Origin of the sequence: Mesorhizobium sp. M0898, assembly GCF_040319695.1 — a bacterium.
Lineage (GTDB): Bacteria > Pseudomonadota > Alphaproteobacteria > Rhizobiales > Rhizobiaceae > Mesorhizobium.
Genome location: NZ_JAMYOE010000027.1, coordinates 1 through 12,460, shown reverse-complemented (window position 1 = coordinate 12,460; position 12,460 = coordinate 1). Strand labels below are relative to the sequence as shown.

The 12,460-nt window shown below is 58.3% G+C and carries 15 protein-coding genes; 8 read left to right on the top strand and 7 right to left on the bottom strand.

The genetic code is table 11. The features are described from left to right. Nucleotides 1-289: 289 nt before the first annotated feature. The 3 genes from NKH90_RS34885 to NKH90_RS23595 are packed head-to-tail and all read left to right on the top strand — an operon-like array spanning nucleotide 290 to nucleotide 4,928. A complete protein-coding gene (locus tag NKH90_RS34885) occupies nucleotides 290-448 on the top strand; it encodes a plasmid mobilization protein (RefSeq protein WP_502898869.1) in 159 nt (52 codons plus the stop codon). Nucleotides 449-451: 3 nt separating this feature from the next. Further along, entirely contained in the window at nucleotides 452-1,570 is a 1,119-nt protein-coding gene (locus NKH90_RS23600) for a hypothetical protein (protein ID WP_352821270.1), read from the top strand. A 22-nt stretch (nucleotides 1,571-1,592) separates the two neighbouring features. Beyond that, the gene (locus NKH90_RS23595) at nucleotides 1,593-4,928 is read left to right on the top strand and encodes a hypothetical protein (RefSeq protein WP_352821267.1); all 3,336 of its coding nucleotides are present in this window, start codon (nucleotides 1,593-1,595) and stop codon (nucleotides 4,926-4,928) included. Here the strand turns inward: NKH90_RS23595 and NKH90_RS23590 are convergent. Then, nucleotides 4,925-5,317, bottom strand: a complete 393-nt coding sequence (locus NKH90_RS23590) for a hypothetical protein (protein ID WP_352821265.1) — start codon at nucleotides 5,315-5,317, stop codon at nucleotides 4,925-4,927. The two genes, NKH90_RS23595 and NKH90_RS23590, sit on opposite strands and share 4 nt — an antisense overlap. 140 nt (nucleotides 5,318-5,457) lie before the next feature. Here NKH90_RS23590 and NKH90_RS23585 point away from each other — a divergent pair, with 140 nt between their 5' ends. Together NKH90_RS23585 and NKH90_RS23580 are read left to right on the top strand one after the other, a co-directional pair. Beyond that, nucleotides 5,458-6,093: a hypothetical protein gene (locus NKH90_RS23585; RefSeq protein WP_352821263.1), complete on the top strand. Its 636-nt coding sequence runs from the start codon at nucleotides 5,458-5,460 to the stop codon at nucleotides 6,091-6,093. A 260-nt stretch (nucleotides 6,094-6,353) separates the two neighbouring features. Next, nucleotides 6,354-6,755 carry a hypothetical protein gene (locus NKH90_RS23580; protein ID WP_352821261.1) on the top strand — a complete coding sequence of 134 codons (402 nt, stop codon included), beginning with the start codon at nucleotides 6,354-6,356 and terminating at the stop codon, nucleotides 6,753-6,755. A gap of 34 nt (nucleotides 6,756-6,789) precedes the next feature. Here the strand turns inward: NKH90_RS23580 and NKH90_RS23575 are convergent, their stop codons facing one another. The 4 genes from NKH90_RS23575 to NKH90_RS23560 form a co-directional block, all read right to left on the bottom strand. After that, nucleotides 6,790-7,041: a hypothetical protein gene (locus tag NKH90_RS23575; RefSeq protein ID WP_352821260.1), complete on the bottom strand. Its 252-nt coding sequence runs from the start codon at nucleotides 7,039-7,041 to the stop codon at nucleotides 6,790-6,792. Between the two features lie 43 nt (nucleotides 7,042-7,084). After that, nucleotides 7,085-7,285 carry a hypothetical protein gene (locus NKH90_RS23570; protein ID WP_352821258.1) on the bottom strand — a complete coding sequence of 67 codons (201 nt, stop codon included), beginning with the start codon at nucleotides 7,283-7,285 and terminating at the stop codon, nucleotides 7,085-7,087. Between the two features lie 133 nt (nucleotides 7,286-7,418). Then, the gene (locus NKH90_RS23565; RefSeq protein ID WP_352821256.1) at nucleotides 7,419-7,694 is read right to left on the bottom strand and encodes a DUF5334 family protein; all 276 of its coding nucleotides are present in this window, start codon (nucleotides 7,692-7,694) and stop codon (nucleotides 7,419-7,421) included. Nucleotides 7,695-7,705: 11 nt separating this feature from the next. Beyond that, entirely contained in the window at nucleotides 7,706-7,843 is a 138-nt protein-coding gene (locus tag NKH90_RS23560) for a YHYH domain-containing protein (RefSeq protein WP_352821253.1), read from the bottom strand. Between the two features lie 135 nt (nucleotides 7,844-7,978). On the opposite strand from NKH90_RS23560, the gene NKH90_RS23555 reads away from it, so the two are divergent. After that, the gene (locus tag NKH90_RS23555) at nucleotides 7,979-8,689 is read left to right on the top strand and encodes a hypothetical protein (RefSeq protein ID WP_352821250.1); all 711 of its coding nucleotides are present in this window, start codon (nucleotides 7,979-7,981) and stop codon (nucleotides 8,687-8,689) included. A gap of 432 nt (nucleotides 8,690-9,121) precedes the next feature. Here the strand turns inward: NKH90_RS23555 and NKH90_RS23550 are convergent, their stop codons facing one another. Then, on the bottom strand, nucleotides 9,122-9,355 hold the full coding sequence (locus NKH90_RS23550; RefSeq protein WP_352821247.1) for a hypothetical protein: 234 nt from the start codon (nucleotides 9,353-9,355) through the stop codon (nucleotides 9,122-9,124). A 1,265-nt stretch (nucleotides 9,356-10,620) separates the two neighbouring features. On the opposite strand from NKH90_RS23550, the gene NKH90_RS23545 reads away from it, so the two are divergent. Continuing rightward, the gene (locus NKH90_RS23545) at nucleotides 10,621-10,866 is read left to right on the top strand and encodes a hypothetical protein (protein ID WP_352821244.1); all 246 of its coding nucleotides are present in this window, start codon (nucleotides 10,621-10,623) and stop codon (nucleotides 10,864-10,866) included. A 69-nt stretch (nucleotides 10,867-10,935) separates the two neighbouring features. Here NKH90_RS23545 and NKH90_RS23540 read toward each other — a convergent pair whose 3' ends face one another. After that, on the bottom strand, nucleotides 10,936-11,175 hold the full coding sequence (locus NKH90_RS23540; RefSeq protein ID WP_352821242.1) for a helix-turn-helix transcriptional regulator: 240 nt from the start codon (nucleotides 11,173-11,175) through the stop codon (nucleotides 10,936-10,938). 123 nt (nucleotides 11,176-11,298) lie between these two features. Here NKH90_RS23540 and NKH90_RS23535 point away from each other — a divergent pair, with 123 nt between their 5' ends. Beyond that, nucleotides 11,299-12,039, top strand: a complete 741-nt coding sequence (locus NKH90_RS23535) for a hypothetical protein (RefSeq protein WP_352821240.1) — start codon at nucleotides 11,299-11,301, stop codon at nucleotides 12,037-12,039. The last annotated feature ends 421 nt before the right edge of the window (nucleotides 12,040-12,460 follow it).

Below are 12,460 nucleotides of genomic sequence, written 5' to 3'. Positions count from 1 at the left end.
GCGTCATCCTACACGGAAGACGCAAGACCAGTCAGCTCGTAGCCGTTGCAATTCCACTGTAAGCCACGATCGGCAATGTCCTCAAAATGGCGATATTTCATTGCGCATGATGTCTCAGTTAAGCAATATTATTGCGTTCTTTTGCCTCCGGATTGGACGTTGCAAGACACCCATGAACGTCTTTGGACGACCATGGATTGTTATTAAGCCCTTGTTCTAACATGAGAATTTGTGGACACCCGCCTCGTCTCTGGTAGAATCCGCCCATGTTCCAAAGGGCGACAGCTACATGAGAAAAATGGATGGAATAATCCGCGTCCGGGTTGCAAGCGACGAGAAGCGCCGGCTGGTAAAATTTGCGCAGCAGCAAGGTCTCACGCTCAGCGAGCTATTGCGGCAGTCGGGCGTTGGCGCAGTTAGACAGGGCCGCAAGAGCGGGACGGCCTAAGTCGTGTCCCAATTTTTGACGCCACCTCTATTCCAGACGCTGGACGCGAGTGCAAACCCTCGCGTTGGGGCAAAGCTGTCTATCTTCCAAACGGCGACGACAACGCTGCTTTCGCTGTTCAGCGACGAGGCGCTGACTACGCCGATCGCCAACCCGATGATCTCTGACAGTGCCGGCGTCTTCCCCCTCTGCTTCATTGCTGAAACAAAATTCAAGGCCACGCTGACGACATCGGCGGATGTCCTCGTTTATAGCCGAGATCCGGTCTATTCGACGGGGCAGGCTGACAACATCCTGGCGGAAGATGTCAGTTTCGATGGCTCTGGAATTGGGTTCTCCTCGACCAACGTTCAAGATGCCATCGTTGAATTGTACGGTTCCGTCGCGCATCTGACCGGCGCTGATTTTACCGGCGATCTGTCAACGACTGGCGATGTATCGTTCAAGGGGACCGATAGCGCTTCAAATGTCACGACCTATGCAGGGCTCGCCAAGACGGTCATCGACAACACCGACGCTTCCGAAGATGGCGAACTCAGCGTCAAGACGATGGTGGCCGGCACTTATGCCAATCGCCTGAACATCGCGCAAGGCGTCTGGACTCCGGGAGCAACCGGTGGCGACAAGGGCGTCAATACGCTCAATGTCACCGCTGTCTATGTCAACGGTGCCCGATTGGGCGGCGCTCCCGATGCGGTCTTCGTTGACCAGAAAACGACTGGTACGGGCGGCGGAACATTTACGCTGGGCGCTTGGCGAACCCGCGATCTGAATACAAAATTACTTGATCCCGGCTCATTGATCACAGTCTCGGCGAACACCTTCGTTTCGACGATTGCCGGGTGGGTGGAGTGGTCGGCGCCTGCAAAGGGCGTCCAGGGTAATAAGACAAGGCTCTACAACGTCACGGATTCCACGGTTGCTGGGGTCGGATCGACAGCGTGGAACGACACGTCCCCCGATTCGGGTTCGCTCTCGGTAGGCAGTTGCGCCGTTGTGGCTGGGAAGACGTATCGGCTTGAGCACCAGAGCAGCTCTACCAGAGCGGATGGGTTCGGGGTGGCTTCCGGCTTTTCAGAGGTGGAGATTTATACCCGTATCAGCTTCTGGCGTACCGCATGATCCCCGCAATGAGAGATAGGCAGTGACCGATCAATACTTCTCGACCGCCGGCAACTTCGTCGCGCAAGGCGCCGACCATGTGAACCCTGCGCTCGTTGACATTTTACAGGAAGCAGCGAACAGGATTGGCGTTAAGGTCGAGGCGTTTTCCGGCTATCGGCCGGGCGATCGCCGTTTCCATGGCAAGGGCATGGCAACCGATGTCCGGATCATTGGTGCGGATGGAAAGGCGGTCCCGAACTATCAGGACGCGGGCGGCTTCTCTGCCTACGAAAAGCTGGCACAGGAAGCCCGCAAGGTCCAGATGGAGAAATACCCGAGCCTTGCCCAGAACTTCCGTTGGGGCGGTTATTTCGGCGGCCCTAAGGGCAAGTATGGTGCAATGGACACCATGCACTTCGACCTTGGCGGTTCGGCAAAGCTCGGCATGGCCGGCGGCTCATGGGAGAAGGGCCTGACAGAAACGCAGGCCTCGCGCTTCCCCGGCGCGAAAAGCCGTGGTCTTGGCATGATGGCGCTTGTTGATGGCGCACAAGACAAGCCGACCTTCGACCCGACCGCGTTTGGCGCTGTTGCTCTCGATGCGCCTGCACCTACTGCCGCGCCTGCCCCGACACAGGCCGCATTCGCGCCTGACCAGCCCGCCAGTCCAGCGTCCAACGCGCTCGACAATCTCGTGCAGCCAGTAGCAGCCCAGCAGCCAATGCCGGACGATGGGCGCGTGTTTATGCATCCATTGCCACCGCACGTTCCACCGGTCACGCCAGTGAGGGCAGGTCCGGCGCCAGTAGCGCCAGCCGCTCTGTTGCCCGGCTATCAGGTCCAGCAGCCACACAAGCCAGTTCCGTTCGTGCCGCCGCAGGCCAGCCAACCGCCGCCCATCGCGGCAGGGGATGGCGCTGGACCAGCCGGCAACTTTCCGGGGCTTGTGAAGCCGGGCAATATAGACCTGTCGAAACGACCCGTCGTGAAGAACGCGGACGGCACGATCAGCACCGTGCGCTCGATGTCTTTTTCCGAAAGCGAGGGCGGCCCGGAAATCCTCATTCCGACCGTTTCGCCCGATGGCAAAATCCTGAGCAATCAGGACGCCATCAAGCTCTATCGCCAGACTGGCCAGCATCTCGGCATCTTCGACAATCCGGACGATGCCACTCGATATGCCGAATCCTTGCACGAGAGCCAAGCCAAATTCTATGGCGGCGGTCAGCAAGGAACGAAACCGGCGTTCGATCCAGTCGCAGCCGGCGCCGTCCCGTTTGATCCGACACAGTTCGGTGCAGTGCCGATCGACGGCAACAAGGTCCAGGGCTTCGGCTCGATTGAGGCAACTACCCCGTCTGTTATGGAGCGGGTTGGAAACACCCTCTACGACGCAGGGAAGGCCATCGGCCTGCCTGTCGGTCAAATGCGCCGCGATGCCCAGAGTGCTGACGCCTTCATGCGCGGCGCTGCCGATGTTGGCAGCTTTGGCTTAGCTGATGAATTTGCCGCAAAAGCGGACGCGCTGACCGGTCTTGGAGGCAAGCAAGGCGACTACGAGGGTAACCTCCGCTATCAGCGCGCGGTTGACGCCAACGATGTCCAGCAGCATCCGGTTGCGCGTGGTGCAGGGCAACTTGCCGGCGGCATCGGCGTCGGGATGATCGCCGGCCCTGCCGCAGCGGCTCCCAATGCGCTTGCCAAGGTAGGCCAAGGCGCCGTGCTCGGTGCGGGATATGGTGGAGCTTACGGCTTTGGTTCTGGCGAGGGCGGTTTTGAAAATCGCCTGCAGTCCGGGGCGATAGGCGCTGCCACTGGCGCCGCCATCGGTGGCGCTATCCCCGCGGCGGCGGCTGGTGTCGGTAAGGTCTATAACACCTTGGCCGATGTCATGATGCGGCCGGCAGCGAACGCGATCCGGGGGACCATCAACCCGGAAGCCAACGCGCTCCAGCTTGCGCAGCGCGCCCTGTCCCGCGACAGCCTGACGCCAGATCAAGCCGCCGCCAAGATGCAGGAAGCCATCGCGGCCGGCGACGATACTACCATGCTGATGGACGTGGCCGGCGACAACACCCGCCGTCTTGGTCGGCTGGCGACAAACATCCCAGGCAAGGGAGCGGACAGGCTCAAGGAAGCGGTCTTCGATCGACAGCTTGCGCAGCCCGAACGTGTCGCCGAAGCTGTCAGGAAGGGCCTGGACGACCCAGAGAACTACTTTTCGACCATTGACGACATCATCTCCCAACGGCAGACGGCGGCAAAGCCGCTTTACGACAAGGCATACCAGACGCCCGTACCGTTTTCGGCCAAGCTTGAATCCCTCCTTGATCGGGGTAAGGTCATGAAGGATGCGCTACGCCGGGCGAGAGATATGGGCGAAGCAGAGGGCATACCTTCGCAGCAATTCTTTGCCAAGATCGCCGACGACGGAAGCTACACGATCCAGAGCGTCCCTGACGCCCGGCAATGGGATCTGATGAAGCGCTCGCTCGATGACGCCATTCAGGCGGAAACCGAGACGCTCCCGAACGGCAGTGAAAAGCTCTCCAACCTAGGCCGCATCGTGTCCGGCATTCGCCGTGAGATGCTGACCGAAATCGACAAGGCCAACCCGGCCTATGCTCAGGCGCGCAAGGTCTATTCGACGGCATCGGAATCGCTCGATGCTGTCACGCGCGGCGGCAAACTTCTCGATGCTGATCCCGAACTGGCAAGGCGCACCCTTGAGGGCATGAGCGAAGGCGACAAGCAACTTGCTCGGCTTGGCATCTCGAAAGCCCTGGTGGACCGCGTGCAGAAGGCCAAGGACGGCGCCAACGTGGTTCGGGCTATCTTCGCCTCCCCCCGGACCCGATCCGTTCTCAAAGAGACCTTCCCGTCCGAAGCATCGTTCAACGACTTCAAATCGACCATGGAGCGGGAGGCGCAAAAGACGCGCACGAAAGTCGCCATTCAGGGCAACTCGACCACTGCACAGCAAGCAATGGATATCGGCGGGAACCAGATCGATATGGGGGTTGTCGGCAATCTCGCGACAGGCCGCTTTGGTGCTGCTGCTGGTTCTATTATTCAGAAGACGCTGGCCCGCGCCACTGTTGTCAACGAGGCGACAGCAAATGAACTCGCCAAGATACTCACCACGACTGATCCGGCTGTCAGCAGACAGATCATGGGCGAAATGCAGCGGCTGGCGATGAAAGACGCGCGCGTTGCGAAAAACCTTGTGAGGATTCGTAGCCTGCTTCGAAATTCGTCGATCGTCGGGGCAACACAAGCTGGGACGGATGCCTTCAGCTCGGCTCCCCTCTCTCGGCCGCCCGTTATCAAGGCGCCTCTTAGTTTAGCCGCGCCTTCGTCAGATGGGGGTCTCTAATGCAGCAGATAAACTGTTCCCAGCACAGGAACGAACGCAAGCACGATCACGAACAGATCGCGACCCGAGCCGCGATAGGCTTCATTGCCTGCCACTTCGTGACGGGAATAGCGGATTATCCCGAATATTGCCCGGGACGCCAATAGTGCCCCAATGATACCGGCCGATCCGAACGTCAGAAGATCCGTGCGGCGGTCACCACCGTCTGGGAAGAATACGAAATACAGAGCGGCGATAACCCATGTTGCGACCAATGCCGGCCCAAGCAACTTCCGCCAATCCCGGGTCTTTGACCAGGCCACCACCTGCGCAATCACTATAGCGGCGATAAAGCTCCCGGCGATCGTCGCGCCCATGACCGTAACAAACAGATTAAGTTCGTGTGTCACTTCAGATCCTCAGAACCCGTTTCGCAACGTACCATCATCCATGCGGAACCAGGAAGCCCATCTCGACAGCACCCCAACGGAGATCAAAGGCAATGCCCCTCGCTTCAAGCAAAGGAAGCCGCGACTCTGTGGTTGTCCCGATGAAAAAGACGGCTCTGGTGCCAGATTCCCCCGATGCTCTGACCGACCGTGAGAAAAGGGCAGTCGCGGCATTTGATGCACGGCAGAAGAAACGCTCGCCCCTTCCCATGTTCAAGACTGAACCGCGCGCAAGCGTCGATGGCGTCCCAAATGTGATGCTGATCATCGACCATGCGGATACGATTGCCGGGTACATGCTGCAATCCGAGGCCATCAAATCCGAGAGCTTCGCCTTCTATGACGGCATCACCAAATCGCTCGCCACGCTTGCGACAAAGGACGGAAAGACCGACGAGAGGACACTAAACTTTGGCATGGCCATGGTCGCCGGCATCGACCCACGCGACCAACTCGAAACCATGCTCGCCACCCAGATGGCGGCCGTTCACATGGCGACGATGACATTCGCGCGCAAGCTCCAAGGCTCGGTGACGTTTGAACAGCAGGATAGCAACGAGAGGACTTTCAATAAACTCGCACGCACCTTTGCGGCCCAGGTGGACACCCTGAAGCGCTACCGCAGCAAGGGTGAACAACGCGTCATCGTTGAGCGAGTCACCGTTGAGAAGGGCGGGCAGGCTATCGTAGGCAATGTCGCTCGCGGGGGTGGGGTGGAGTCGGAAAAGGATGCATAAACCCATGCATAAGGCCCACGCGGCTCGACGGTGCCAGGCCAAGAGCAAGCGCAGCGGCGTGCAATGTCGAGCCCCAGCAGTTCGAGGGAAACACGTCTGCCGGATGCACGGCGCCCGAAGTGGTGCGCCTACCGGGCCTGCCCACGGAAAGTATCGCCACGGGCTTTTCACCTGCGAAGCCATTGAGGAGCGGCGTGCGATGGCTGCGCTGTTGGCAGCATCCCGAATGACAACTCGCGCAGTCGAGTAAGGAGGCAGAAATGAACCACGAGCAGATAGCTACGATTTCCAACAGGCCGAAAGCTTTGGCGACTGCCATTGGAAGCCGGGACACGCTGTTGCAGACAATGAGTTTTGACTGCCCGAGCTTCTCTGTGATGATGGAGGACGAGGTTTTGATTGTGCCCGGCTCGGGTAACTATCCGATCTTTAGCACCCTAGTTCCTCATGTGAGCGATCTGGATGATGCCACGGGAGAGTATTTCTTACGAGCCTCAACCGAGGGCTCAACGATCTGCAAGCTGCCGGTTACGGTCTTGTGGGCGACTGATGACTTGCTGCCCGATAGGCTTCTCGCCTTCATAGCCTACGAACCGAAATTGTTCGAAACGCTCTCCATGCACCGCGGCAAAGCGATGAGCCTCACATTTACTGCCAGCTGACGATGACAAGTCTCCAACCCCACCGACCGTCCCGTCAGACGGGGTTTTCGATCCAGTATTGGTAAATCTCATCAATCTGAGGAAAATCGACCATGCCGGGCCCTTCGACCCATACCCTTACCAACTGATAAGCGCCCGAATCCCTGGCCGCTACCGCCGCAGCAAACGCGCCCTCTGCGCTCTCAAATACGGTTTCGGATGCCCCGACCAACTGAGTGCCTGACGCAGTAAATAGCTTTGCGGCGCCATCGCGAGGCACATTGACCAGATAAGCTCCGGAACCCATTCCTCGTCCTTCCTGCATCTCGACGCGAATCGCCGAGGAGAGATCAACCGTCTTCCTGTGCCTTGGCCATGCCGGCCTTGATCCCCTCACGGAATGGCGTCGAGCCGAATGGCGTGAATGGTTCGAATGGACAGAATGGCAAGAAGACGCTGTCACCCTTGATCATCTTGTAGCCTTCCTCGAAGCCATCGCAGAATTCGCTCGCAAAGGCAGGCGACGCGAGGAGTAAGGCAAGGGCGGCCACCAGTAGCTTCCGCAATCTTTCCTCCTATCCAGCACGGAGGGGCGTTTTCATCCGCACTGATAATCCTACGCTTCTGGCCACTGGAGAACTGTGCACGTTTGCAGGCGAGTATGATTCAGGAGTGGGGATGGTATCAGTCGTCGTCCATTTCAAGAGTCCGGTACTCGCCACTTTCGTTGTCGTACACCTCGACCTCAACTGACGATCCGTGTCGCCGGATACTCTCAACAGTTACGTCCCGATATTCACCAGCACCACTGTCGAATATTTCTATGTCCCCGCCCCTTCGAACGAGATTACCCTTACCAATCTCAACCGCATCCCCGGTCGCGGTATCCGTGCCGTCCCAAGCACATGCACCGGACGTACCCACAATCAACCCGATTGCGAGCGCAAAACACCTGACCATAGTAGGCGCCCTTAATGGCAGTGATATTGGCCAGTTTTGTGATTCGTGTGACAACCGTTGTCATCCGTTCCGCCGCTGTGCGCATAGGCGCTGGCGGAAAAGGCCGCTAAGCTCAATGCCGCAAATGCGGCCAGAATTGCAGATTTCATTTAGCCCTCCCTTAATTTACTCGCCAACAAAGCATCATTTGTAGGCGAGAAACAAGCGGGCAGAACCATATCGTACTTGTTTGTGACGAGTCTCTCTGCCGACGTAGGACAAAAAACATGCTTTTCGATGTTAGTATGGTCGAGGCACAGCACCGACCATTGTTCCAGAACGGCAACCTTGGCGACGCCTATCGATCAGCCACACTTGGATGTGTGCGGCTGATCGAGGATGTAGTTGTCCGCGGAGACCGGAATTCTGAGCGCGCCACTTCCGTCGTCGTCGATCTCGGCGTGCGGATGATCAACAATTGCGGGGCGGCCGGCCAATTGGCTTTGTCAGGTCTCTGGTCGGCAGCAGGCCACCAAGTTCGTGATCTGGTGGAATGCCATCAACTGATCCAATATTTCCGCCATCGGCCAGCCAAGGCGCAGCCTTGGCTCGATTGCGAGGGCAAGACGCGCTACCAGAAGTTCGGCTTTGGGAAGGTTTTTGCGGATCTTGAAAGGCTTCGGGGGCCAGCGGCCTTCGACCTTAAGCAGAGCTTCGAGTTCTATTCGAATGTGGGTAGTCATCCCAGCTTCGAGGGCCTTGCCTGGCATATGACAGACGCTGGCAAAAAGATGATCGGACCAGTTCCGCACCCTGATCGCCTTCGCCTTTTCACCGGCGACCTGTGGGCGCATGCGACGAGGGCGACACTGGATTTTGTCGGCACCATGGATGCGCTCAATCCCGACCACAAGCTGATCAGCGATCAGTTTCGCTTTCGCCATTCCGTTGTCACCGGCGGAAGGAAATTGCTTGCGGGGATCACTGGCGACCAGGCACTAGCAGCCTGGAAATAGTGCGATTTGACGCATCGGTTCCGGAAATAGGTTGCCTGTTCCGTCTGGGTCGTGGTGGCAAACCAAGCAGGCGAGCCAGGCATCCCTAGGCCCGAACCGGAGCAGCCGCTTAAAAGGATGGTCGCGACCCCTACGACCATGAAGATATGGTGTTTGCGCATGCCCCCCGCGCACTGAACGTCAAAAGCTGCGCCTCCGCAAGGGCGTCGCTCCGTTCACCAACCACTTATCCACTCAACGGCCGACCACAACCTCGCGGCCCCTCTTCAACCAGTGCTCTACCGGCGTCGATACACGCGACGGCCTCGAGCCGCGTCCCCCTGCTTCATCTATTCGGCCGATGCGTGAGGACAGGGAATTCGCTATACTCCGAAACCTAATGGGCCTCTATCGTCCCTTGCCCGCTGGCTCCGGCCGGCGGGCATTTTGATTTCAGTGCTCTGTCAGCGCGTTGCAAATGAGTGAAACCAAGCTGTCGCGCGCTCGTTTGTGAAGCGTGCTGTTCGGGCGCCGTGCAAGGAAATCATCAACGCTCATCCAATCGACCGGGTTTGTTTCGGCGTCTGGCTGGCTGAATTCCACATACAGATGCAGTTCGTCAGGCACGAAGACGACGCTCCACGATCCTTTGATGTCATTGGCAAGGTTGTAGGCGAGGACGGTCATGGCGGGCACTCCTTTCGCCGTGGAGCGTGCCTATCTCACGGGAAAATTCTATCGCCAGAAGTTGGTATTGACGATCGGGGTCTGACGCAGGTGCGGCAGGATTTTTGTTTCCCTGGTGGAACGTCGAGTTACCCCGGAACGTTCAATTCGTGCAGCAAGTGTCCTCCTTAACGAACGATATTGCTGCAAGATCGAGATGCTCCGATCGGGCCCGCGTCTCCATCCAGAGACGCGGGCTTAGGGGGTGTTGTGTGGTGGTCATCATGCCATCCTCGAAGGCGCGACAACGCAAAGTTCACCGGCCCGGCCAAGCGCGACTATTTGACAAGCGCGCAAATGGCGTATGCTGTCAGCGTCCAAGCTGTTGGGGACGTAGTCGCTACATGCGCTTGTGCTACCCACCCTGGAGCTGGGGAAGTAACCGGCAAGCTCCTAGAAATTAGAGCATTTGAATTTGACGCGCTGGCACCGCCACCTATGACGACCTTTGGCTTGGGACACCAAGCCTGTGCGGATTTGTCTGGGCTTGTATCACTCGCGCTTGCATACTGGGTGATTTCCCAACCGCCGACGCCGTCCTTCCCCGCCGGACCCTCAGCCCCCATTGCACCCTTAGGTCCCTGCTTGCCGGGAAGACCTTGTGGACCGACAGGCCCCTGGGGCCCTGGGGGGCCTGCCGTTGTGCAACCTGCAAGGAGGGCGAGGCATGCTAGAGTCGTAATAATTCTCATGACCACCTCCCCGGTTTCCCGGTGAGTTGACGACAAAAAACATTCGCCAAATCAACCGAATGTACCACCACGCGATTGCCGTGGATAGGAACGCGATCGGCGGCTAACGGAACGTCGCATATGCGCCGTGACGACGGGCGCCCAGCAATCGTGGCGTAGAGTGTTGACGCGCCTTCCTTGCGCTAGGGCGGTCGGGTCGTTTCGGCGCTCTGATCATCCGCTCCTTAGAGATATGCTTCGCCGTCGGCGCGGTGTTCAAAACAGAACCAATGCGAAGGCTGCCTGGGCTTGGCAAAGCCCCATCCTGCATCCTTGCCGCAGTCGGGATGCTCGCACCTATGATGCTGAACGCCCGGACGTGTGGCGGGCTCTATTGCGCCGGGAAGGCGGATCGATTCATCACTCATCGGGTTAGTTTCTCGGCTTAGTTAGTCGAAAGATTCCATAGCCCTTGACGATCAAGCAAAATGTTCCTTTTCTGTTCTCAGGGCGCACGATCCGATAGACACTCTGGGCAAGGCGACCCGGCACAATATGCTCGTCAAGGCGGAATGCGGCTGCGGCAACGTCCGCTACTGCCGTTCCGCTGATCTCATGATGGTCTATGGCGGCGGCGCCGATCCGCTCAAGCTCAAGTTCGACTGCAGCCGCTGCAAGCCAACGGTGAAAATCACCTTGTTAGAAGTCCATCCCGAGCATCTGCCTAAGCGCCTGATGATCCACAAGCCCATGAAGATAGCCGGCAAGATCCATTGGACCACCGAGCGGTTTCGTGGATGAGAAACGGCTGAAGGTCCGCTTGGCCAACCAGCGAGGCTCTTCCAGGTGGGGCGAGAGGAGTGTTCGCGGTCAAGGCTGATCCTTTAACTGAACTCCGGGTCGTCCGTGGTTCAGGAACTCGATGCCTCGCTGCTCAAGAACGCGCTGCACCGCCTGCACGTTCTGTGCGCGACCAGCAATCGGGCCAGCGCCCGACGCCTCCATGCTTCGAACGGTATTGACGTTCACGCCAGCCAAATCGGCCACGTCCTTTTGCTCGATCCCGATAAGAGCCCGGGCTGCTTTCAACTGGTTGCCGGTGGTCAGCATGTCGCCTCTCAAATTGCATTTTCTAGTTATCACACCTAGAAACCGGTTGACAATGCCTATGTGCGGTCTTAGGTTACCAAACACAGTAAATAAGTGCTGATAACCAGAACGGGAGAACTTGAAATGCCGAACACCACTGTTCGGGCAGCCGGCGAAGGCATGCCCATTTATCCCCGCAATCCACATTTCCTTGGCTTCGTACGTAAACTGCTGCTGAGCTGGAGTTCGCGTGCGGAAAACGCATCCGTCATCCAATCGTCTGTACAGGAGAGTTTTATGAACCAGCATGTCAGCCGCCGCGCATTTGTCGAAACCGCCGCTTACGCCTCGACCGCTATGGCGGGTGTGTTGGCAACCAGCACCACCGTCATGGGGGCTGTTTCGAGGTTGGGTGAACTCGAAGCTACATTCAACGAGGAACTCGCAACATGGACCGCGCAGGCTGCTGCGCACAGCGAGGCCGAAAAACGCTTCATGGAAGCGCGCGCGAAGCTGCCAAAACCCGTTAAGGCGGACATGACGCCGGCCGAGGTGGAGGCGATGCGCCGAATGACGCTGGCGGAAATCGTCTCAAGGCCAGCGAGCGCCGCCGATACCGAATATGCCGAAGCGCAGAAGGTTTACGAGCGCGCCGAAGCAGCCGCTCAGCGTCGCTCCGGGTTCGCAAAGATCGACCGAGCATATGAGCGACAAATGTGGAGGACTTCCGATGCTGCTAAGGCTGTGATGTCAGCGGAAGCTTCCAATATCGAGGATCTTGCAGTGAAGGCCCGCGTCTATCAGGCGTGGCACCACGGCGCATCCGAAGAGCTAGACGATATCATGGGCGAAATCCTGCGGGTGGCGCGTAATAGCACTGTGTGAGATTTGGACAGACCGGACGCCCGCTGCCTCACGGTGGCGGGCTCTCGCTATTGCGAGCAGCGCCACGCGCTGTATGTCAAAATTGGTGCAGGGAAGGTTCCGGTCGTTGGCGATGAAGATGAATCTAGCTCAGACAAGCCCCACCTTTTGAAAGTTCGGCACCTGGGGCTTGTGAGAATTTCCAGAAGCAATAGGCGCGCGATGCGGTGTCGCACGGCCCGTTGCTAAAGAGTGGCAATCATGGCCATTACCCCTGACGAGCAAGGGTAATTCGCGACCATTACGCGCACGCGCGCGAGGGGAGTCAGTTCAAGAGACAATGGCTTGGGTAGTGTCTCAGTCGTCTAATCGCGGACCGAAATGCAAGCCCAAATTTGTATTGAGGTGTCGTTTGCCGGGAGCACGGTCGTCTTCGCGGTCG

Excerpts from the sequence above, each read along its gene's own strand:
- NKH90_RS23550 (WP_352821247.1), bottom strand. The coding sequence starts at position 9,355 with ATGACCGTCCTCGCCTACAACCTTGCCAATGACATCAAAGGATCGTGG.
- NKH90_RS23565 (WP_352821256.1), bottom strand. The coding sequence starts at position 7,694 with ATGGTCAGGTGTTTTGCGCTCGCAATCGGGTTGATTGTGGGTACGTCC.
- NKH90_RS23580 (WP_352821261.1), top strand. The coding sequence starts at position 6,354 with ATGAACCACGAGCAGATAGCTACGATTTCCAACAGGCCGAAAGCTTTG.
- NKH90_RS23535 (WP_352821240.1), top strand. The coding sequence starts at position 11,299 with ATGCCGAACACCACTGTTCGGGCAGCCGGCGAAGGCATGCCCATTTAT.
- NKH90_RS23585 (WP_352821263.1), top strand. The coding sequence starts at position 5,458 with ATGAAAAAGACGGCTCTGGTGCCAGATTCCCCCGATGCTCTGACCGAC.
- NKH90_RS23575 (WP_352821260.1), bottom strand. The coding sequence starts at position 7,041 with ATGGGTTCCGGAGCTTATCTGGTCAATGTGCCTCGCGATGGCGCCGCA.
- NKH90_RS34885 (WP_502898869.1), top strand. The coding sequence starts at position 290 with ATGAGAAAAATGGATGGAATAATCCGCGTCCGGGTTGCAAGCGACGAG.
- NKH90_RS23560 (WP_352821253.1), bottom strand. The coding sequence starts at position 7,843 with ATGAAATCTGCAATTCTGGCCGCATTTGCGGCATTGAGCTTAGCGGCC.
- NKH90_RS23540 (WP_352821242.1), bottom strand. The coding sequence starts at position 11,175 with ATGCTGACCACCGGCAACCAGTTGAAAGCAGCCCGGGCTCTTATCGGG.
- NKH90_RS23545 (WP_352821244.1), top strand. The coding sequence starts at position 10,621 with ATGCTCGTCAAGGCGGAATGCGGCTGCGGCAACGTCCGCTACTGCCGT.
- NKH90_RS23555 (WP_352821250.1), top strand. The coding sequence starts at position 7,979 with ATGGTCGAGGCACAGCACCGACCATTGTTCCAGAACGGCAACCTTGGC.